This is a genomic window from Gardnerella sp. KA00243, from assembly GCF_049244105.1.
Taxonomy (GTDB): domain Bacteria; phylum Actinomycetota; class Actinomycetes; order Actinomycetales; family Bifidobacteriaceae; genus Bifidobacterium; species Bifidobacterium leopoldii.
This window is the reverse complement of sequence record NZ_CP058375.1, coordinates 197,909-219,001: the sequence shown is the minus strand read 5'-3', so window position 1 is coordinate 219,001 and position 21,093 is coordinate 197,909. Positions and strand designations below refer to the sequence as shown.

Here is a 21,093-nt window from a genome sequence, read left to right as displayed (position 1 = left end):
TCGACACACTAATTACATGAGAAATATGTTAGATTGTTCACTTCTTACTTTGTTTAGATAACAAGTTTGCTAAACTCACACACGCAAACCATAAGATTACAGCTAACACAACAGCTATAAGCATTACCGTAAACGCACTTCCTGCAGTCGGCACGTGAATTTCGAAGAATTTCGCAGTAAACGGTATAAAAGCTCCAGCAACTCCAGCTGCAGCAAATAGCGCAACCATAATTCCTCTCCACGAGCACAAAGGCTTGGCGACGCTTGCAAGCACGAGTATGCCAAGAACAAATACGATTACGGAACAAATACTGCGAGTGGTTGCCAAAGCTTGCACGTTCGAAACAATAAAACGAGATGCTATCAAATTATTTGCAACAACATCGTCAAGATTTAATCCCAAAACTCGTGGAGCTATAACAGCAGTAGCGAGCACAGAAGCAGCTATAGCAAATCCGCTAGGAACAGCAAAACGAACAACTCGCTTCAAGAATCCTGGAATATATCGACGAGTATTAGGCGCCAGAGCGAGCAAAAATGCTGGAATACCAATAGTTAAAGAACCAATATAAGTAATGTGACGAGGCAAATACGGGAAGTGTAACGCTAGAAGCACAACTCCTGCAGAAATAAGCGCAGAATAAACAGTTTTTACAAGGAACAAGCCAGCCACACGTTCCATATTTGCCATCACTTGCCTACCGCGAGCAACAACATCAGGCAAATGCGAGAATCGTGAATCGACAAGAACCACTTGGGCTACAGCTTTTGCAGCAGGAGCAGCATTGCCCATAGCAACGCCCAAATCAGCTTCTTTAAGAGCCAAAGTATCGTTCACGCCGTCACCAGTCATAGCGACCACATGACCTTGAGTGTGAAGCGCCTGAACAATCGCTTTCTTTTGATGAGGAAGCACACGTCCAAGCACATCCACATTTTCAAGCACTTTAGCCAATTCGTTAATATCTTCTGGCAGTTTTCTAGCGTCCATTGCAACAGGCTTGCGATCTCCTGTTAAGCCAACTTTTGCAGCAACAGCCGCAACAGTTCTAGGATTATCTCCTGAAATTACTCGGCAGCGCACACCCTGCTCACGGAACCACGAAAGAGTTTTACGAGCGTCTTCACGAATACGCTCAGAGCAGCGAACTAAAGCAACAGGCTGAGCATTTGCGCAAATAGTGGGAGAATCGCCAAAAGTTTTATCTGTTTCTGTTACGCTACTTAAGCTGCTACTATCGACGCTACTTACAGTACTACTTTCCCTACTTACAGTACTACTTTCGCTACTTACTTTTGCAAGAAGCAGCACGCGCTCGCCTTGCTCAGCATAAGAATTAACTTTCTCTAAAAGTTCATTAGTATTTGCATAATTAATCGCGCTTAGCAATACTTCCGGAGCACCCATATACCAAGTTGCACGCTCTCCACTACTTTGTACATATTGCACAGCGCTCCATTTTCTAGCAGAAGAGAATGGAAGACGGTTAGATACATGCACGCTAGCTGCGACTCCTTGAGCGCCAAGCCCTTGCATAATTGCAACGCCTGTTGCGTTAGGATTTTCTTCGTTTGATAAGTCAAATAAAGCTTGATTAGTTTGCAAGCTGGTCTGTAAAGATATTTCTACACTACTATTATCTAGATTTTCTACACCAACGAATGCAATACCACCATCGGTTATAGTGCCAGTTTTGTCTAGGTTCAAGCAGTCTACGCGCGCTAAAGTTTCTACAGATTCCAACTCCTGAACTAACGTTTGCTTACGCGCAAGTCGCATAGCAGCCACCGCAAAATTAAGCGAAGTAAGAAGAACCAATCCTTCTGGAATCATGCCAACAACGCCTGCAACAGCAGAGACAACAGCTCCCCTCCAAGCACCAGTCTGCCAAGCTTCAACAAATCCGCCAACCTTGTGCATTTGCGACCACACAAGCAGCACACACAAAGGCACCACAACCATCGTCATATACTTCAAAATCGTATTAATTCCACGACTTAAGTCGGAAATTGTTTTGGTATAAACCTTCGCTTGCGCAGCCAATTTTGCAGCATAACTGTGCTCACCTACGGCAGTAACACGCGTTAAAGCCATTCCAGAAACTGCAGTAGATCCGGAATAAACGTCGTCACCTTGGGCTTTTCGAACTGTAGCAGATTCGCCTGTGAGCATGGACTCGTCCATTTCCAATCCCCACGATTCCAGCACTTCTACGTCTGCTGGAACCTGCTCGCCGGCTCTGAGCCACAAAACGTCCCCAAGCACAATATCTTTGTGCGCAATCTCAATATTTTCTCCACCTCTACGCACCATTGCGCGAGCGGCAATCAATATAGAAAGCCTATCCAAAGTGCGCTTTGCTTTTAATTCAGTCACAATGCCAATTCCAGTGTTTACCAGAATTACTACACCAAAAACAGCATCCTTCCACGAACCAGTTGCAAGCACGACAACCATTGCTGTGAAAATAATCGCGTTAAACAATGTAAACACGTTCGCGCGCACAATATCCATTAAAGAACGAGAAGTCTGCTTAGAAGTAATATTCACGTCTCCGCGAGAAACAGCCTCTGCAACCTCTTCGTCACTCAATCCATCAACTTCTACTTTAGGAAGCGCCGCAATAGCTTTATTATTAGCGTTTTCTGTAGACGCTATTGCATTTTGTTTATTACTTGTCATTTATAATCACTTCCCTGCTGTGTGGCGTATTGTCAATTATTGCTCGAACAATGCTTAGCAAAGACGAACGCTCAAATTTTGATTTCTTGCTTTTATTGTTTAAAGATTCGCTATTTTTTGATAAATCAGATTCATGAATATTTTTGCCGATTTCACTTCCATCGCCATCAAAATACAAAGTAGCGGCGTATAAAGTTGCGTCTTTTGGCGCTTTTACAGGATTTATTAACGCAACTGGCACTCCAGCATAACGCGCGTATTGCAGCGCAGAAATCCATGCTTTGCTTTCGTTTTGTTTATTGCGAGTGCTGTTATTAAGCTTGTTATTCTCTTTTATATTAGGTTGATTATTAGCATTATGCAGGTCGTCAACGCCTGTTACGTCGAGCGCGTCTATAAGTATTAATGAAACAGGCTGCTCGCTTGCAGCGCGAATAGCTTGCTGAGCAGCTTCGTTAGGATTAGCAACATTGGATAGCGGCACATAAGAGGCACTCAATTTTGACGTTTTACAATGCTTCATAACTTCGTCATCAAGCGCAGCTAATTTTGAACCAATTACAAGTAGATGAATATCGTCAATATCCACACCGTCGTGAATTATGTCTCCAACGCGACCAGTATTCCCCACAGCTTTACCCTGCGGCTCGCAAGCACTCAACGCACCCAGCGCTAAAGCAGTTACGACAGTAGTCGCAAAAATGGTAATAGCGCGTTTAGAAAACATAAGACTTTTATACCACACCTTCAACATAAGTGGTGGTTTTGGGGTATTTCATGCAATTCTACAAATTGTAATACATTAACACATTGACACCACATATAACACCACTTATACTTTTATAAAACTTTTAAAAATCAGCATAATATGAAATCAAATATGACTAAAACAAATAAAGCTAGCAAAAATATCACTCATAAAAACAACGCCAAAACACTAACAAATAAAACACTCAGCTACTACATGTCACTACCGTATAAGCTGGAAATTGTGAAAGATCCGGATGAAGGTGGATTTGTGTCCTACTACCCTGATTTGCCCGGATGCATAAGTTCAGGAGACTCCGAACAAGAAGCAGCAGCAAATGCGCAAGACGCTAAGCACGCTTGGATTGAAGCAGCACTTGAAAGCAAAATCAACATAAAAGAGCCGTCTCGCACTGAATTAAATGACTATTCCGGACAATTCAAGTTACGTCTTCCTAAAGAATTACACAGGCAGTTGGCTGAGCAATCTCAAGCCGAAGGCATAAGCATGAACCAGTATTGCGTGTATCTTCTTTCGCAAAATAACGCTATTGAACGCGTGCTTGAGCGAGCGTAGAAAATAAATACTTATACTAATTCATTCTTAGTATTATTTTCGACCTTACTTTCGATTTCTTCGGAAACATTTTTTACATTATCTTTGCTCTTACTAATACGATTAACTTCATCATCAACGAGTTTTCCTAATGTTTTCTCATCAATTTCAACTTTTTGAGCCGCAACAGATTCATCAGCAAATCTATTAAAGATTTCCTGTTTATTTTCAAGGACTTTTGTAATTCCTTCATCAATAGTTTTTTCAGCTAAAAGATGATAGACAATCACATCCCTAGATTGACCCATACGATATGCTCTGGAAATTGCTTGATTCTCAGTAGAGGGCTTAAGCTGTGGCTCACATATAACTACCACACTGGCGGATTGAATATTAAGACCGGTACCACCAGACATGATTTGAGACACCAACACACTTCCAGCTGGTGCATTATCAAATTCTTCAATAATCTTTATTCTTTTTTCTGGTGAAACTGAACCATTTATCAAACCAATGCACTTGTTTGAGAACGCATCAACTACTTTATGCAAAGTATCCAAATAGAAAGAAAAAATAAGTACTTTTCTCTCCTCTAGTTCTGCTTCTTCAACTATTTCTTTTAATAGTTTTGCCTTACTTGAGTTACGCATATCATCAACATTCCACGAAACTCGCCTAATAGCATGGAAATTACCACTCATCAAAGCTTTTTCGTATTCAGATTCTTCTTCTGCATTAAGCTGACACCAAGATTTATTCTCAATTAACTCAGGAAGTTCAAATAAAACATCTTCTCGTTTTCTACGGTAATAAACAGGAGCTATTTTCTCTTTAAAAAGATCTGAAAGAACGAAACTTCTGGTACCAACAATTTCGGCAGCAATATCCGGTTGCAATAATTTTATAAGTTTCACCATTTCACTAACTTTATTTTCAAGAGCAGTGCCTGTCATAAAAAGAATATTGTTAGCATGATTAAGAATTAATTTTGTATTCTGATAGCGTTTTGTTTCTGGATTTTTTATATAGTGAGCTTCATCTACAGTAATCATTGAGAATTCAAAATTATCTGGTAGGTTAAAATATGATGTCATTTCATAAGTTGTAACAGCAACACCACCATTACTCATCCAATCTTGTAACGCAAATTCTCTATCTCTTTGAGAACCATGCACCTTAACTACTCTTAAATTACTAAATCTTTTAATTTCCTTGCACCAATTCACAATAATGCTTGCAGGACATATAACAATGAAGTGAGTACCACCTTCATTTCTTAAAGAAACCATTGAAGCAATAGCTTGAACAGTTTTACCAAGTCCCATTTCATCACCAAGCAACACTCTTTTTTGGTGAAGGATATATTTCACACCCAATTGTTGGTATCGTCTAAGCTGACATGATAAACCATCTGACAATATAGGCTGTTTCTTAACTTCGCCAGCAAGCCCTTCAGGTAAACCATAAAAATCGTCAACACTTCCCAATAGCCCCGGAACAAGATCTTCAATAACATTCGCACATTGAATCGGATTCTTCCGTAATTCATCCCACGGATCACAGCTAAAATTGCGTATCTTATCTAAATTTTCTACAGACTGATGAGCTTGTTGACCATACTCACCAGTTAATATATCACTAAGCAGCCTACAAGCTTCAATTGCGCGCTGTCTATTTTCATCTGACGCAAAAGCCCATCTCAAAAACCCTTTTGCTGGTTTAGCTTGTTCGACAGCTGACTCTATAACTGGAAAATACTTATCAGCTAAATTATTACTAACCTTCGTAAACTGATTAGTATACCTATAAAGAAAAGCAAAGCGAATGATATCTTCTACATCCTTGCTTTTATTGCTTAAACTAAGCTTCAGTTTAACTCTCTTTTTTAATTCTTCTACAGTTTCATCGACAACTCTTTTTATTTCAATTGCACCATTCTCGCTAATACCTCTAATAGCCGATAATTCATACACTGATGCTTTAAATACATCAGCAAAATTATTAAAACCAGCATTCTTAAGAATTGATACTCTTATACCTTTTTTCTCACGATTAACTTCTACAATCGAAACATTTTTTGCCATTCTGATAGCTTGATTAGATATATATTTTTGTGCAACATGCTCAAGAAGCACCCTAGCCTCATCTTGTTTATTATTTAAAGAAACAAGATTGTATTGCAAATTTTTATGCAGCCTTATCAGATTCCTAGCATCTGAAAACGAAAATTCTCTTCTCATGTTTCTCCTTAAATCTGCAGAATTTTAACTTATTCTACTAGCAATCATCCGCAATTACTTGCAGCACAACTTCAATACCCCTTCATATAACTCTCACTTTATCAAAACATTAAAACGCATCACAAAAAACTGTACATATGTGAATGTCACTGTATATAAACTGTATACAAACTTCAGGATTCTACTATGTAATTCATGTTCGCGAAAAGATTAGTGATAGTCAGATTGTGAAATAACCACACAACTCCCCCCACAACACGCACAAAATCAAAATTGGTAAGACTCGCATTCGTGTAATAGTATTATGCATTGGATGTGCATTCGCGCCGCAGCGTGAATTAAACAAAGCAGTTGAAGCACATACAATAATTTCAACAGAATTTAGCGAAATTAAATTAACTAAATTAAATTAATTTCAGCAGAATTCAACAGAAATAAATAAAATTAAACTAGATTCAACGACGAAAAGAGATTACCGATGACGAAGATCATTCAGATTGGCGCAAATCACGCCGGCACTGCCTGCGCTAACACCATTTTGAGCTACCCAGGAAACGAGCTTACCATCTACGATCAGAATAGTAATATTTCCTTCCTTGGTTGCGGCATGGCTTTGTGGATTGGCAAGCAAATTCAAAGCAGCGACGGACTGTTCTATCAGAAGCCAGAAGATTTCGTTAAAAAAGGCGCTAAGGTAAATCTTGAAAGTAAAGTTCTCGACATTGATTACGCAAAGAAAGAAGTAACAGTCGAACTTAAAGACGGCACTGTTATTCACGATTCTTACGACAAGCTGGTTCTTGCTACCGGCAGCCTTCCAAACAGGCCTCGCATTAAGGGCATTGACTTGGAAAACGTGCAAATGGTAAAGCTTTTCCAGAACGCTCAAACTGTTATCGCTAAGCTTCAAGAGCGCGATTTCCGTAACGTCGTGGTTCTTGGCGGAGGCTACATTGGCGTGGAACTCGCAGAAGCTTTTAAGCGCCTTGGCAAGAACGTAACTCTTATTGACATGGAAGACCATATTCTTAACGGCTACTTTGACCCAGAGTTTTCCGATAATTTGAAGCAAATTATGGAAGATAAAGGCATTAAGTTTGAACTTGGTCAAACTGTTGAAGAAATTGTTGGAGACACTGAAGTCAAGGCTGTTAAAACAAGCAAAGGCACTTACGATGCAGACATGGTGATTTGCGCTATTGGCTTCCACCCAAACGTTGCGCTCGGCAAAGATCACTTAAAGCAGTATGCTAATGGCGCTTTCCTCGTTGACAAGAAGCAGCAAACTTCCGATCCGGACGTGTACGCAATTGGCGACTGCGCTACAATCTACGACAACGCTCGAGACCGCGTAAACTACATTGCGCTCGCTACTAACGCAGTTCGAAGCGGCTTGATTGCAGGTCACAACGTTTGCGGAACTCCTGTAGAAACCGAGGGCGTGCAAGGTTCTAGCGCAATGATGATCTACGACTACAAGCTTGTTTGCACCGGCTTGAGCTTAACTGCCGCTCAAAAAGAGGGCATGGATGTTGATTACGTTGATTTCGAAGATACTCAAAAGCCTGCGTTTATGGAAGTTGAGAATCCAGAGGTGAAGATTCGCATCGTTTACAAGAAGGATACGAAGGTTATTGTTGGTTGCCAATTGGCTTCTAACTACGATATGTCTGCCGCAATTCACCTGTTCTCGCTGGCTATTCAGAAGAAAGTCACAATTAAGGAACTTGCTTTGTGCGACATCTTCTTCATGCCTCACTTCAACCAGCCATACAACTACATTACGATGGCTGCTTACACTGCTTTGTTGAAGGGATGATTAATATCTGTAATCTTTGATGATTAATCTCTGCGATTAGCTTCTGCTATTAGCTTAAATCGCATTTATTAAACCAAGCAATCTGTTCTATAATGGAGCAGTTGCTTGGTTTTTTAATCATCCGCGCACAAAAGCGCGCACACGACGCGCATATTAGCGTAAGACATGCAGATTAAAACAAAGGAGTCTAGGATGAAGCAGCTTTCTATTAAACCAACTATTCATAAGTTCGAGCAGGCACGCGACTTTGCGCAAGAATTCAAGCTCGGCAAGGGTGATTTGGTTATTACAAACCAATACATTTGGGAGCCTTATTTTGGTGATTTGAATCTTGATTGCGACGTTATTTTCCAAGAGAAATACGGCAAGGGTGAGCCGAGCGATGCAATGGTTGATGCAATCGTTAGCGACATTCACACAACTCCAAAGCGCGTGATTGGCATTGGTGGCGGCACTGTTTTGGATATTTCGAAGGTTTGTGCGTTGAAACAAACTAGCCCGCTTGAAGACTTGGTCGACGGCAAGATTCCTGCACAAAAAGGTGCGGATCTTATTCTTGTTCCAACTACTTGCGGCACTGGCTCCGAAGTTACGAACGTTGCCGTGTTCTCGCTTACTAAGCGCAATACCAAGAAGGGTTTGGCAAACGATGCTTGCTACGCTACGGACGCGGTTCTTATTCCGGAATTGTTAAAGAGCCTACCGGATTACGTTTTTGCAACCAGCTCTATTGACGCTCTTACACATTCGATTGAGTCCGCACTTTCTCCTATTGCAACAGAGCTTACAAAAATGTTTAGTTACAAGGCTTGCGGACTTATTTTGCAAAGTTATATGCGAGTTGTAAAGGAAGGCAGCAGCGCAAAAAGCCAAGTTGTAAGCGATTTGGTTTCAGCAAGTCTTTACGCTGGCATTGCGTTTGGTAACGCTGGCTGCGGTTGCGTGCACGCTATGGCTTATCCGCTTGGCGGCACTTTCCACGTGGCTCACGGCGAGACGAATGCTGCGCTTCTTACAAGCGTTTTGCGATACTATGCTAAGCACGACGCTAACGAGAATAACGCAGAAAACACTGAGCTTTCTAAGCTTTTCGACTTCATGGCAAATATTCTAGAATGCAAGAAGGCAGACGTACTAGACAAGCTTGACGAAGTGCTTAACACGATTCTTCCTAAGCATAGGCTTCACGAGTATGGCATGAGCGAGGATATGATTCAAAGCTGGGCTTCAAGCGTTGTTAAAGAACAGCAGCGACTTTTGAAGAACTCCTATATGCATATGGACGAAGCTGCAATTGCCGAAGTCTACGCGTCTACTTTCTAAAATCAGATTTTTAGCAAACTTATTTTCTAGAATTTGTTGATTTTAATTACGTTCTAATAGTTTTTCGCAAAATAACAAAAGCAAAATAACAAAAGACCCCACAAATAAATGTGGGGTCTTTATTTTATTTGTAGCAACTATTGCAACCAGTGCAACTACCACAGCTACTTCAACTATTTCTAATTGAACAATAGCTATTCAATAACTTTTAGATTGCACAAATGAGGCTCACCTAAAGGCAATCCAGTGTCCGAAGGGAAGAATCCATCATTTACAATAAAACTTACATAAACTTTCTTATTCACATACTTTTCCATGATTTGTTTAGCTTGACTACCATCATCAAACGCCATCATGGTCGCATCGCTAGGATGAGGTGGATTGCCCATATCGCCGCTGTGAGGCAAAGTAACGCTGGTTTTATTATCCAGAATAAGAATCATGAAAGTTTGATTAGGATCTGAAGATCCCGGATTAGGATCTTGAATATTTTGCGCTTCAAGAACCTGGTTGTACGACAAAACCTTCACAGTTCCGGAAACTACTTGCCTTCCGCTTGCTTTTTCAGCTTTAATCTTGCTGTCTAAAGATTCGCCACTAGCGGATTTCTTAGAATCAGCTTTCTTACTTGCATTCTCGCCAGACTTCTTAGAATCCTTATCTTCTGAATTAGAGTCGCCGCCTTTATTGCTTACGGTTTTCTTATAAGTATTATCTTCAGTTTTTGCCAAATTATCGAGAAGCGTAGTGTCATCTGTACTGACAAAATTAATATTTTTTGTATTCTGTTTAGGAAGATCAGTGATTATTCCAGACCAGTATTTTTCTTTTTTAAGAGGATTACTATCAGCAATATTCATAGTAACCTTGTAAGCCTCAGTATCCCCTGTTCCAGAAGACCACTCAACATAGCTTAATGAATTGCTGTCTGCGTATTGCGATAACGAAGCCCTAAAACCGCCAATGTCTCCAACGCCATCGCAAATTAAATCATTTGAAGAAACAACGTCACTGTAATCTTTATTTGCAGCAAAAACCTTCGAACGTGACACATATTTATAATTTTTCCGAAGAATAAGCTCCGGAATATCCCTATCGCTCATATTGACTAACGCGTAAGAATACTTACTTTTGCTAGTATCAATTTCTGAATCAGCTTCATTAAGGTTATATTTATCAGCGTTTGCTAAAACTTTTTTATATAAAGCTGCTACTTTTGCATTAATAACATTAACTTTTTTTGCACTATTAACAGCTTCTGTATTTGCGCCATTTTGATTTGAGCATCCTGAACATAATGGCATAAAAAGAAACAGCGAAAGTGCTAATGCAATAAATTTTTTTAGCTTCACCGCAATTCCATTAGGCATAACTACCCCTTCTCAAACTTTAACTAATTGTAAGCAAGCAAGTTAAATATTCTAATACTACGTTGTAATGTTTGGAAACTGCATAAATTTAGGTTACTTAAATATAAAAAGCCTGCGCAAAAGCTATTCACTCTTACGCAGGTTAGTATTAGATAAGCGACGCTTACGCCTCAAGCGTTATCACAGGATGCAAATCAAACATCGTTACAGTACGCTTCATGCGCGCAACGATGCTTGTTATAGCAATCGCAATCACGCCGAAAAGCACAAGCATTTCAATGCCGAAAACTATTTCGCCACTGTTCTTTCCAGCCATTGCTTGACGCAACCCCATAATCGAGTACGTCATTGGCAAGTATGGGTGAACAGCTCTAAAGAATGCCGGCGTCATTTGAACTGGGAATGTTCCTGCAGAGCTTGTGATTTGCAACATAAGCAGCACAATTGCAACTATTCGCCCTGGTATGTGGAAAATCACCATAATCATTTGCATTATTGCCATAAACATTATGGATGCAATAATTCCAAGACCATAGAACGCAAGAACGTTGTCAATTTGCAACTTTAACACAACGTGCACTACGCCCATAAGAATTACAGCTTGTACAACGCCCATAATCACAAACGGCGTTAAGCTAATAAGCGCACTCTTAAGCGGATTCATGCCATTTAGTATCGCTCGCCTATCCATAACTCTCAAAACAAAGGTTGCCATAAGAGCACCGACCCAAAGTCCGATGGAAATAAAGTAAGGAGCGAAACCTGTTCCGTAATTTTCAACGTGAGAATACTCGTGTTCTTCCAAGGAAACCGGCGCGCTCATCATCTTACTTTTTTGCACGATATTGTTGATTTTTCCAGACTTTTGAGAATTCTTAAGCCCGTCATGCAACTTTTTTGCGCCTTCAACCAGCTTTGGAGTATTATCCGATAGCTTCTTAGCTCCGGAATTAAGCTGATCAGAACCGTTCACTATTTTCGCTGAACCTTGTGCAGCTGCATTCACACCATTATTTAGTTTCTCGCTACCGTTACTTACTTGAGCCAAACCTTCAGCAAGACTATTCGCTCCAGCAGCAAGCTTATTTGAGCCAGTATTAACAGCTTCAACACCTTGAGATATTGCGTCAGCTCCGCCCTTTATTTGCAAACTTCCAGCAGAAAGCTTGTCTGCTCCAGCGCTTAAAGCAGAAAGATTTGTTTCTAGAAGATCAGAATTCTCACTTAATCCTCCAGCTAAACCTTGCAAACTAGCGAGCACGTCTTCCTTAGTAACTCTAGGATCTTGCGCTTTCATAAGAAGACCCATAATTTGTGCTTTTGTTTCAGCATTTCCAGCCTTAACGCGTTCCTCTAATTCACTACTAGAAGCAGAAAGCTTTTGCGCACCATCGTAAAATTCGCTTGTTGCTGCCGATAGTTTTTGAGTTCCTTTGCTTAATTGTTGAGCTCCGTTTGCTAAATCTTGCGTTTTTTGAGCAAGATATTGCGCCCCTGCTTTACTTCGAGTATTTGCTTTAGAAAGAGTATTCGCTCCTTTTTGAAGCTCACTTAATCCGCCTTGAAGTTTTCGCAAAGATTGTGAAAGTTGACTAGATCCATCTGCAAGCTTATTTACTCCATTTTGCAAAGATTTTGAGCCTTCATGCAAAGCACCAGCACCATTTACTGCGTCACCAAGAGAATCAGAAGCAGAATTAACTTTCGCAAACATGTTCTCCCAATACTCTTGAGCAATCGCCTCGCTGATTTCGCTACGCATAGTATGGAAAGCAGTTTTACCAATTTGCGAAGCCAGCATATTACTTGCCTGATCGTACTTTACGTGAAGTTTTGCTTTAGTAGGAGTTTCATATTGCGCAGAAGCAATGCACTTACTGAAGGAAGCTGGAATGGTTGCTACCATAAAATAGTTGCCATTTTTAAGCCCCTTATTCGCTTCAGCACTATTTACAAAATTCCATTGGAATCCCTCACTACCATCTTTTTGATTCTTTAAGCGAGTTTTGATTTCGTTTCCAATGTTACGCATTTTGCCGTTAATCACAGCACCATTGTCTTCAACAACAACAGCTACAGGAACAGTATTCAAAGTCTTATAAGGATTAGTAAATGCCCACAAATAAAGCGATCCGTATAAAAGTGGAATCAAAGCTACGGTTCCAATAACAAGCTTTCGAGCTTTTCCTTTCAACGTATTGTTAAGCTCTCGAAATGCAAGAGAAAGAGTATTAACGCGCATTGTTTTCACCACCATTTGCTTCACTTATACCAAGCTGTGAATCAATATGAGAATTTTCTGATTCCCCATGATTTGGGCTTAGTCTTAAGACTTGATCAGCTTGCTTTTCTAACTCACTTTGCAAAACTCCAACAAGGCAAGAGCAGTAATTTTTACTAACATACGCGCGAATATCGGAAAATAGGTATTCGCTTTGCTCGCTAGTAAGCTCCGTTTCAATTCCATCAACAAATAGCAGCCACGGCTTTTTTAACAAAGCAAGCGCAATTGCCAAACGCATGCGCTCGCACGGAGTCAACTCTCCTATTGCTGTTTCGTGAGGAGAAAATACTTTCCATTGAGCTAACACGTTGTAAGCGTACTGCTGTAAAGCTTCACGGTTTTTAACATCATTTTTGTATTGCTTCAAAAATAGAGGCGAGCGCGCTGCTAGTTTCAACTCGCTCATAAGAACTTCTTCTATTGTTTGCGTTTTATAAAATTCGTTAATTCCGCTAAATAATCCCAAACCAACGTATTGTCGAGATTCTTGGAAATCATTAGGAAGAGTTACGTCCGCAATAGTAAGAATTCCATTAGTGAATTTCATATAACCAGATAATGCAAGCAGCAAAGCTGATTTTCCAGAACCATGTTCGCCTGAAATTGCAACGATTTGATGAGGTGCAACTTTTAGCGACACATCCCAAAATGGCGATCTTCTAAATCTTTTTAACCCTAATTCTTTAGCTTCTAAAAACGTTTGTTCCTCTTGCATAATTTGTATGTTTGACGCTTATTGCTTAGACACAACGCAGTATCTAAATTTCGCTTAGAGCGCCAGGCATTCCTCCTTACTCTAAATAACCAATTTTTAATTTTGTTGTTTGTGTTTGTTGTTTATTTTTAGATTTTCGCAATTAGCAAAACAATTTTTACTTTTCACATTGCTTTATCGCTATTTTTAGCGATAAACTCACGTTGCAATGCTGCATAAAACGGTGCAAAACCGGACATTTGGTGATTATTCTTAATTCTTCACCACTGATACCCTAGGGTACTCTTTTGGGTAAACAATTGTTAAGCTACTTCAATCTTTCTGTTGAATTGTTTATATTTCATCTTTAATTAAGAAACATGTTGTAAACACTTCCATGCTATATTGTCCTTAATTACTAAATGTAAGAAATACATATGTGAGAATACATATGCAAAAATACAAGCGTAAGCAATACGAAATAAAACGTATTGCTTCAAACAATATATTAAAATTCAAGCATTTAAAGGGGTGAACGGCATGCTAGGTTTGCAAATTTTAAATATTATATTTAATCCGGTTATTGTGTCGGTTGTAGTGCTATGCGCGCTTAGTCTTGCAAAACTTAATGTTTTGCTATCAATGATAGTAGCTTGCATTGCAGGTGGCATTGCTGGTCATCTTCCTCTTTTCGGTGACGGAAATCACACAATTATGGCTTTGCTTTGCGACGGTTTCTCCACCAACGCACAAACCGCTCTCGCTTACATTTTGCTTGGAACTTTTGCGGAAGCAATTACTGCAACAGGCTTAGCTCAAATTATTTCTAAAAAAATTAGCTCAATTATTGGCATGAAAAAGTACGCTCTACTTGCGGTACTAACTATTATTGCATGCATGTCTCAAAATATTGTGCCGGTTCATATTGCTTATATTCCTATTCTTATTCCGCCTATTTTGAGAGTTATGAATAAGATGAAGCTTGACCGCCGAGCTGCAGCATGCTGCACTGCTTTTGGTCTTGAAGTTCCGTATATTGCCATTCCATTTGGCTTTGGTCTTATTTTTCAAACTGTTATTGCTACGAATCTTTCTAAAAATGGCATGAAGGTTAGTGTTGCAGACGTTAGTGCTGTGAACTGGTATTTAGGTCTTGCGATGTTTGCATCACTACTTTTTGCAGTGTTTGTGCTTTACAGAAAACCTCGCGAATACAAAACTACAGAAACTGACACTCGTGCCGCCGACGCCGTTGTCGGACCTCTTAATTTACGCCATTATGTGACTATTCTCGCAATTATTGTTGTTGTAGTAGTGCAAGTTATTAGTAAGGATCTTTCGCTTTCGTCTATTGCAGGTCTTGCAACTATGATTATTTTTGGAGCAATAAAGTGGAATGACATTGACAATCAGCTTACTGGCGGCGTAAAACTCATGGGTCTTATTGCGTTTGTGATGCTCATTGCGGGCGGATATGCTAACGTGATCCAAGCGACAGGCGGAGTTGAGGAGCTTGTAAACTTTGGTGTAGCTTCTATGGGACAAAACAAACTTGTTGCTGCATTTGTTATTACGCTTATTGGTTTGCTTGTGACTATGGGCATTGGTACTTCGTTTGGCACGGTTCCTATTCTTGCGGTTTTGTTCGTGCCACTGTGCCAGAGCATTGGTTTCAGCACTCCTGCAACGATTCTTCTTATGTCTTCTGCTGCAGCTCTTGGAGACGCAGGCTCCCCTGCTTCCGATACCACACTTGGACCTACTTCCGGCTTAAACGCAGACGGTCAGCACAGTCATATTTGGGATACTTGCGTTCCAACATTCCTTATTTTCAATATTCCGCTTATGGCTGCCGGCATTGTAATATCACAGTTTATTTAGCAGATTATTTTGGCAAACACAGCAAGTAAAAACACAACTAGCGAATAACACAAATGACTAATAAACGCCAGTCGAGTTGAATAAACTCCCTGGCGTTTATTTTTAACCACCAATCAACCAATCGCAAAGTAGCCAATCGCTGCAAATTCGCAACGATTGGCCACTATCGCACGTCTCCCGATGATTTAATAAAAGCCATTCAAATAATAAAATAACTTAAGCTACAACCTCATTATGAAAGAACATCAAAAAGAAATTTCATATCTTGCATTATTTCTTCCCAAGAAAGACTTTTAGCCCAAGGTGCTTTCCTTTGGTAATCCTTCCACTTTATTCTCATCACTTCACTATCTTTAATCCTATCGAAAATTTCATTCACGTTACTCAGTAAATAAAGGGTGTTTCTCGTTTGAGAAGTAGCGTAAAAAGCTTTAGCAATCTCTTCTTTCTTAAAGACATTATCTCCTTGAGACACTCTAAGAGCATGCAAATCATAAAAATCTCGCATTCTCGTGTTAAATTCTTCCCTCACAAGAATTGTTTGCAACTTTTCTGCTAAAATCGTTGCAATTGGATAAGTCAATAAAGAGATAGATTATGAGAACATTAAAGGCAATTCTGCTTCCATAGCAGATGGAGTAATAGCATGTCCAGTTGAAATATCGATTTTAACAGGAGTTTTTGTACCATCAAAATCTGCAATTAGGCTAGCTCGAACCCCTGGATAGTCAGATTCTTGCATAATAGAATCAAGCGTTTGTAGCGTAAATTTAACACCATCATCGATATTGATAGATATTACATCTGATATAAAAATACGCACATCATCTTCACTAAGAGAAATATTTTGCATAGTTGTATCAATATCCATTGTTGTACGAAGATTTACGCCAACAAGATAAGAAATCAGCATTCCACCTTTTAGAACAAAATTGTCTTTATACCGCGAGCGAGAAACACGATCTAAAAAACGCTCCATCATATATACGCGCATTAGCACGCGAGGATCTACACCCTTTTGGAGTGCAACATTCTTTATTTTTGCTTTAAGCTGATTAGCATCCTTCATTCTCATAACAACACCCCCAAATATTGTGAAATCAACTTTGAAATCCTAAATTTTTTAGCGTAATCGCTTAGTATATCAAGTCGCTTATCCTTTCTTTTAACATAAGCTTTTAACGCACCAAATACCACCTGTGCATCTATTTGAGAACGAGAACGCAAAATATCGCAAATTGTGCGCTCTAAATCATAAGAAGGCACAAGATTACCTTCAAGCGACATAAGATTCGTCTTACCAATTCCTAAAAAATCTGGTTTTATATAAAACACCCTAACACCAGTCTTAATTAGACTACTTGCATTATAAGTTGACGGAACAGTCACTGTTAAAGAAGAAGGTTCTCTATCAGTCAAATTATGTAGAAGAAGGGCAGATTCATGTGAAAAAACAGCAACAGATGTGCGCTTTGACAATAAATTCATTTCATCATTCCACAAATTGCTCTTAACGTAAACACCTTTTGATACGCGTTCTAAGCTCTCATCTTTAATAAATCGATAAACACTAGACGGGCTAATTCCAAGTTCTTTGATGACACTATCAATGCTTAAAACTTGCTTTTTCTCTATGTAATTGCACAATTGATCCTTTAACATTTGCCCACCTACTTAATGATACGTTTACGCTGATTTCATATATTATATCAGCATAAACGTATCAAATGCGCAAGCAAATCGTAAAGTGTAAATAGTCAAACCACATTTAACCAATCACAAAGTAGCCAAACAACGCAATTTTGCACCTAATGGCCACTAGTGCCAAACAGAGACATCGCGCAGTACGCAATCTGCACCAGTGTCTCTACTGAGCTTAAAATTGCTCAGCGCAAGCCAAACGAAAGCCAAGCCCAAGCCAGATCAACATCCTCACATAGACACAGTGTAAAGCGAGTAGAAGTAAGCCTTTTGATTCATAAGCTCCTCAAAGCTTCCGCGCTCAATAAGCTCGCCGCTTTTCATCACAAGAATCTCATCATATTGCTTAAGCGAATTGGCATCCAAGCGGTGAGTTACCACGAGTCGAAGAATTCCTTGCAAATTCAAAATAGACTGCGTTACGTTCGCACTTGTCTCGTTATCTAACGCGCTCGTAGCCTCATCAACCAGCAGAATCTCGGACCTTTTAAGCAGGCTTCGCGCAATAGCAATACGCTGCTTTTCGCCGCCAGAAAGATGACTACCATTCTCGCCGCACTGATAATCCTTGCCTTTAGCAGCAATCAAATCATCCAAACCAGCCAAGTGAATCACACGATCCACTTCCACATCAGGGAATGGCTTAAAAAGCGTAATATTATCTAAAATCGAAGCATCAAACATAAACACAGACTGCTGCATAAGAGTCGTCTTATCGTAAAGCGAACTCTTGCTCACATCACTAAGCTCGTGATTATCCAGCTTCACACTACCTTCATAATCCTTGTAGTAGCCCATAAGCAGATTAATCAAACTACTCTTACCAGCACCAGAAGGTCCTACTATCGCGTAAGATTTTCCAGTTTGCAAAGTTAGATTTACATTTTTCAAGACTTTATGATCCGCATCATAAGCGTACGAAACATTGCGCAAAACAACGTTTTTAACAGAATCGTCAATGATCTCGCCAGAATCTTCCTTAACGTTACTCATATAATCGGCCATCTTGCTAATCAGCTTCTTAGCGCCCTTCATCTCGCCGAGCATTTGCGGAAGACTTGCAATAGGCTGAAGTACACCATTCATCAAATTGGTGAAAGCTAACACCATTCCAGCAGTAATAACACCAGCATGAGCATTAACCATCCAAGCGCCAACAAGCATCACGCCAAGCTGAGTTGCAAGGCTCGAAATCGTTCCAAGAGCAGAAACAGTAGTCATCGTTTTTTCGCGAAGATTCTTCGTATGCTCAAGCTCCATCGACTGATTCTGATAACGGTTAATCACCTCCTGCTCCGCCTTAAAACTCTTAATAACCGAAACTCCATTCAAAACATCCTTCGTCAGGGCCGTATAAGACTCATTCGACTTAGAAACCTGCTCCTCTCGAGTGGCAATTCCGCTAGCTGTAAGGATCGAGCACGCCATAGGAAGCACGGAAATAATAAGAGCAATAACAGTGAGCAGTGGACTATAGTAAATCATAAGAGCTAGCGAACTTACCAGCATAAGAACGTCTTGAACAAAGTCAAAAATCTTCTTCAAATACTTTTCTTGAATACGCTCGCAATCATTAGTAAGTACAGAAAGATACGTGCCGGAATTCGCGAGCGAAAAATCACTATAACTCTTCTGTAAAAGCTTCTTGATAACAGACTCTTTATACTGATTCATTGCTTTTTCAAGAAAGCGAGGGTACGAACTGCGCTTCAACGCGAAAATCAGGGAGATTGCCAGCATAAAGGAAACGACAAGCAGCAAAATAGTAGTTAAAGAGTAGGATCCTTTACCTGCCATATAGTCGAAAATAATTTGCAAAATCCAAGAAATAGCAGTGTAAATCATAGACAAGGAAATAAAAACTATCATCGAAAGAAAAGCTACAAGCTTGTTTTCTTTGAAAAATAGTTTTACGTAATTTTTTACGTCGGGATGCAGTTTGGATGATTGCTGATTCGCGGACGATTGCTGATTTGCTGTATTGTCAGTTTTGTTCATTCTCGCTACCTCTCACTTCCTTTATAGCTATTTTCGATATTTCTACTATTTCCTATCTAATAGCATTTTCGTAGCTAGCATTTTCGCTTCTGTTTTGCCGATTCGCCCGCTACAAAACGTTGAAAGCTACACTATCATACTTATCCTGATTGTTCATGCTTATCTACTTGACAACACCTATAAATGGTTAAACACACTTACATGTAATGCTTGTTAGAAATAATAAGCATAGAGTTAAAAAAAAAATCAAATTAGAACGATGGTTTTATACGTGATATCAGCGTAAACGTGTCAAATGCGCAACACTGCTTCAATACAAAGCTCAAGAGCATACGCTTTAGAATCCCCACCCCAATTGCGCTCATCATAATTTTCAACATCATGCAAAGTATCTGCAGTATAAAGAATCTCACCCCAAACAATCTCGCGCATTTGCGCACAAGCTGCTAAAGCAGAACACTCCATTTCAACAACCGCGCATCCCTCCTGCTTACGGTTAGCAACTTTCGTCTTAGTTTCACGGAAAAATCCATCCGTAGTCCACGTCTTAACTTCATGATAAGGCAAATTATGCGCCTGCAAAGTTTGCAAAATAGCATGCCTCGAACGCTCTGAAACATCAACATAACGACTTGGAGGCAAATAATGATAAGAAGTCCCCTCATCCCTTAAAGCTTTATACGGAACCAGAAAAACGTTTTCCGCATAATCAACTAGCGATCCGCAAGAACCAGCACTAACAACTTCACTAACACCGTAAGAAATCAACCAATCTAAGATCTGAACAGCGGCCGGAGCGCCAACCGGGGCCTGTACTAAGCAGATTTTTTGCGTTTCTTCTTCTACTGCGCTGTTTGTATTTTCTCTTACTGTATCTCCTACTTTTTCTTCCAAAACATATATCGGATATTTTTTAGTTGCAGATTCAAAATTTGCTACAATTATAGCTTTCCTACTTAAAGCATACTGATCAATTTCATCGCCTAAGAAAGCAAAAACCGCTTTAGATGGAAGCTGAACAGAAATATTATCGTGTTTTGGCATTAAAACTGCACTTTTATCGGAATCATACTCTAAAATTGGTAAATTATATTCTGTCATATAATCAACTCCATCCTACAAACCATTCAATCCTATATACAAATACACACATTAATACGCAAAGATCACAAAATGGTCAATTGCTGCAAATTCGCACTTAATGGCCACTAGAGAATCATATTTTCTGCATCATGTCCTGTCTTTTATAAAACCGCAGCAATCGATTTCTGCTAACTCAATAAAGCCAGCTGACTTATAAAAAGCAATAGTTTTTTCAGTACAATCCGTAGTCAATTGAATTTGACGAACATTAGGATAACAATCCACAATCGCCTTTAACAAAGCAGACCCTATCCCCTGCCTTTGATGCTTAGGCAAAACAAGGATATCCTGGATAAGAACAACCGTATATCCGTCGCCAACAGCTCTAACAATGCCAACTAGCTCATCACTTTTATATGCAGCTAAAACCTTGAGCGAATTGTTAAAACCATTTTCCAAAGCAACTAAATCATCTGTGTACGCAGACCAACCAACGGAATCATACAACCTTAAAATATCTTTGCTATTATACTTTTCATACTCTTTTATTTGAACATCTGCTAAATTCATTGACAATAACACCCCCGAATACTGTGCAATCAACGTTGAAACCCTGAATTTTCTAGCGTAATCGCTCAGTATATCAAGTCGCCTATCTCTTCTTTTAACATAGGCCTTTAATGCACTAAAGACAACCTGTGCATTCGTGTACTA

14 protein-coding genes and 1 pseudogene are annotated in these 21,093 nt (G+C 39.7%); 4 read left to right on the top strand and 11 right to left on the bottom strand.

Going from position 1 to position 21,093, the window contains the following annotated elements:
• Positions 1-37: 37 nt before the first annotated feature.
• Positions 38-2,683: an HAD-IC family P-type ATPase gene (locus HXT50_RS00920; RefSeq protein ID WP_415705878.1), complete on the bottom strand. Its 2,646-nt coding sequence runs from the start codon at positions 2,681-2,683 to the stop codon at positions 38-40.
• The gene (locus HXT50_RS00915; protein WP_174164079.1) at positions 2,673-3,410 is read right to left on the bottom strand and encodes a hypothetical protein; all 738 of its coding nucleotides are present in this window, start codon (positions 3,408-3,410) and stop codon (positions 2,673-2,675) included. The genes HXT50_RS00920 and HXT50_RS00915 overlap by 11 nt, the downstream gene beginning before the upstream one ends.
• A 153-nt stretch (positions 3,411-3,563) precedes the next feature.
• Here HXT50_RS00915 and HXT50_RS00910 point away from each other — a divergent pair, with 153 nt between their 5' ends.
• Positions 3,564-4,007: a toxin-antitoxin system HicB family antitoxin gene (locus HXT50_RS00910; RefSeq protein ID WP_004119931.1), complete on the top strand. Its 444-nt coding sequence runs from the start codon at positions 3,564-3,566 to the stop codon at positions 4,005-4,007.
• An 11-nt stretch (positions 4,008-4,018) separates the two neighbouring features.
• On the opposite strand, the gene HXT50_RS00905 is transcribed toward HXT50_RS00910, so the two are convergent.
• On the bottom strand, positions 4,019-6,226 hold the full coding sequence (locus tag HXT50_RS00905; RefSeq protein ID WP_004107155.1) for a DEAD/DEAH box helicase: 2,208 nt from the start codon (positions 6,224-6,226) through the stop codon (positions 4,019-4,021).
• A gap of 478 nt (positions 6,227-6,704) precedes the next feature.
• Here HXT50_RS00905 and nox point away from each other — a divergent pair, with 478 nt between their 5' ends.
• Together nox and HXT50_RS00895 are read left to right on the top strand one after the other, a co-directional pair.
• Positions 6,705-8,045 (top strand): H2O-forming NADH oxidase, encoded by a 1,341-nt coding sequence (gene nox / locus HXT50_RS00900; RefSeq protein WP_032842526.1) that lies wholly within the window; start codon positions 6,705-6,707, stop codon positions 8,043-8,045.
• Positions 8,046-8,237: 192 nt separating this feature from the next.
• Complete coding sequence (locus HXT50_RS00895) at positions 8,238-9,368, top strand: 4-hydroxybutyrate dehydrogenase (protein ID WP_004107157.1); 1,131 nt, start codon at positions 8,238-8,240, stop codon at positions 9,366-9,368.
• Between the two features lie 194 nt (positions 9,369-9,562).
• On the opposite strand, the gene HXT50_RS00890 is transcribed toward HXT50_RS00895, so the two are convergent.
• From HXT50_RS00890 to HXT50_RS00880, 3 genes are all read right to left on the bottom strand, one after another.
• On the bottom strand, positions 9,563-10,738 hold the full coding sequence (locus tag HXT50_RS00890) for a hypothetical protein (RefSeq protein ID WP_116442660.1): 1,176 nt from the start codon (positions 10,736-10,738) through the stop codon (positions 9,563-9,565).
• Positions 10,739-10,901: 163 nt separating this feature from the next.
• Positions 10,902-12,980 (bottom strand): YhgE/Pip family protein, encoded by a 2,079-nt coding sequence (locus HXT50_RS00885; protein WP_174191537.1) that lies wholly within the window; start codon positions 12,978-12,980, stop codon positions 10,902-10,904.
• On the bottom strand, positions 12,970-13,737 hold the full coding sequence (locus tag HXT50_RS00880; RefSeq protein ID WP_004119947.1) for an ATP-binding cassette domain-containing protein: 768 nt from the start codon (positions 13,735-13,737) through the stop codon (positions 12,970-12,972). Before HXT50_RS00880 ends, HXT50_RS00885 begins: the two co-directional genes overlap by 11 nt.
• Positions 13,738-14,256: 519 nt before the next feature.
• Between HXT50_RS00880 and HXT50_RS00875 the strand changes: the two genes are divergently transcribed.
• The gene (locus tag HXT50_RS00875) at positions 14,257-15,597 is read left to right on the top strand and encodes a Na+/H+ antiporter family protein (RefSeq protein WP_032842528.1); all 1,341 of its coding nucleotides are present in this window, start codon (positions 14,257-14,259) and stop codon (positions 15,595-15,597) included.
• 232 nt (positions 15,598-15,829) lie between these two features.
• On the opposite strand, the pseudogene HXT50_RS00870 reads toward HXT50_RS00875, so the two are convergent.
• The 5 genes and pseudogenes from HXT50_RS00870 to HXT50_RS00850 form a co-directional block, all read right to left on the bottom strand.
• A pseudogene (locus tag HXT50_RS00870) lies at positions 15,830-16,510 on the bottom strand (nucleotidyl transferase AbiEii/AbiGii toxin family protein).
• Between the two features lie 158 nt (positions 16,511-16,668).
• Positions 16,669-17,259 carry a type IV toxin-antitoxin system AbiEi family antitoxin domain-containing protein gene (locus HXT50_RS00865; protein ID WP_004119958.1) on the bottom strand — a complete coding sequence of 197 codons (591 nt, stop codon included), beginning with the start codon at positions 17,257-17,259 and terminating at the stop codon, positions 16,669-16,671.
• Positions 17,260-17,529: 270 nt separating this feature from the next.
• Complete coding sequence (locus tag HXT50_RS00860) at positions 17,530-19,296, bottom strand: ABC transporter ATP-binding protein (RefSeq protein WP_004107170.1); 1,767 nt, start codon at positions 19,294-19,296, stop codon at positions 17,530-17,532.
• Positions 19,297-19,587: 291 nt separating this feature from the next.
• Positions 19,588-20,397 (bottom strand): nucleoside phosphorylase, encoded by an 810-nt coding sequence (locus tag HXT50_RS00855; RefSeq protein ID WP_112928592.1) that lies wholly within the window; start codon positions 20,395-20,397, stop codon positions 19,588-19,590.
• 129 nt (positions 20,398-20,526) lie between these two features.
• On the bottom strand, positions 20,527-20,949 hold the full coding sequence (locus tag HXT50_RS00850) for a GNAT family N-acetyltransferase (protein WP_004119964.1): 423 nt from the start codon (positions 20,947-20,949) through the stop codon (positions 20,527-20,529).
• Positions 20,950-21,093: the final 144 nt, after the last annotated feature.

Excerpts from the sequence above, each read along its gene's own strand:
- HXT50_RS00920 (WP_415705878.1), bottom strand. The coding sequence starts at position 2,683 with ATGACAAGTAATAAACAAAATGCAATAGCGTCTACAGAAAACGCTAAT.
- HXT50_RS00915 (WP_174164079.1), bottom strand. The coding sequence starts at position 3,410 with ATGTTTTCTAAACGCGCTATTACCATTTTTGCGACTACTGTCGTAACT.
- HXT50_RS00910 (WP_004119931.1), top strand. The coding sequence starts at position 3,564 with ATGACTAAAACAAATAAAGCTAGCAAAAATATCACTCATAAAAACAAC.
- HXT50_RS00905 (WP_004107155.1), bottom strand. The coding sequence starts at position 6,226 with ATGAGAAGAGAATTTTCGTTTTCAGATGCTAGGAATCTGATAAGGCTG.
- nox (WP_032842526.1), top strand. The coding sequence starts at position 6,705 with ATGACGAAGATCATTCAGATTGGCGCAAATCACGCCGGCACTGCCTGC.
- HXT50_RS00895 (WP_004107157.1), top strand. The coding sequence starts at position 8,238 with ATGAAGCAGCTTTCTATTAAACCAACTATTCATAAGTTCGAGCAGGCA.
- HXT50_RS00890 (WP_116442660.1), bottom strand. The coding sequence starts at position 10,738 with ATGCCTAATGGAATTGCGGTGAAGCTAAAAAAATTTATTGCATTAGCA.
- HXT50_RS00885 (WP_174191537.1), bottom strand. The coding sequence starts at position 12,980 with ATGCGCGTTAATACTCTTTCTCTTGCATTTCGAGAGCTTAACAATACG.
- HXT50_RS00880 (WP_004119947.1), bottom strand. The coding sequence starts at position 13,737 with ATGCAAGAGGAACAAACGTTTTTAGAAGCTAAAGAATTAGGGTTAAAA.
- HXT50_RS00875 (WP_032842528.1), top strand. The coding sequence starts at position 14,257 with ATGCTAGGTTTGCAAATTTTAAATATTATATTTAATCCGGTTATTGTG.
- HXT50_RS00865 (WP_004119958.1), bottom strand. The coding sequence starts at position 17,259 with ATGTTAAAGGATCAATTGTGCAATTACATAGAGAAAAAGCAAGTTTTA.
- HXT50_RS00860 (WP_004107170.1), bottom strand. The coding sequence starts at position 19,296 with ATGAACAAAACTGACAATACAGCAAATCAGCAATCGTCCGCGAATCAG.
- HXT50_RS00855 (WP_112928592.1), bottom strand. The coding sequence starts at position 20,397 with ATGACAGAATATAATTTACCAATTTTAGAGTATGATTCCGATAAAAGT.
- HXT50_RS00850 (WP_004119964.1), bottom strand. The coding sequence starts at position 20,949 with ATGAATTTAGCAGATGTTCAAATAAAAGAGTATGAAAAGTATAATAGC.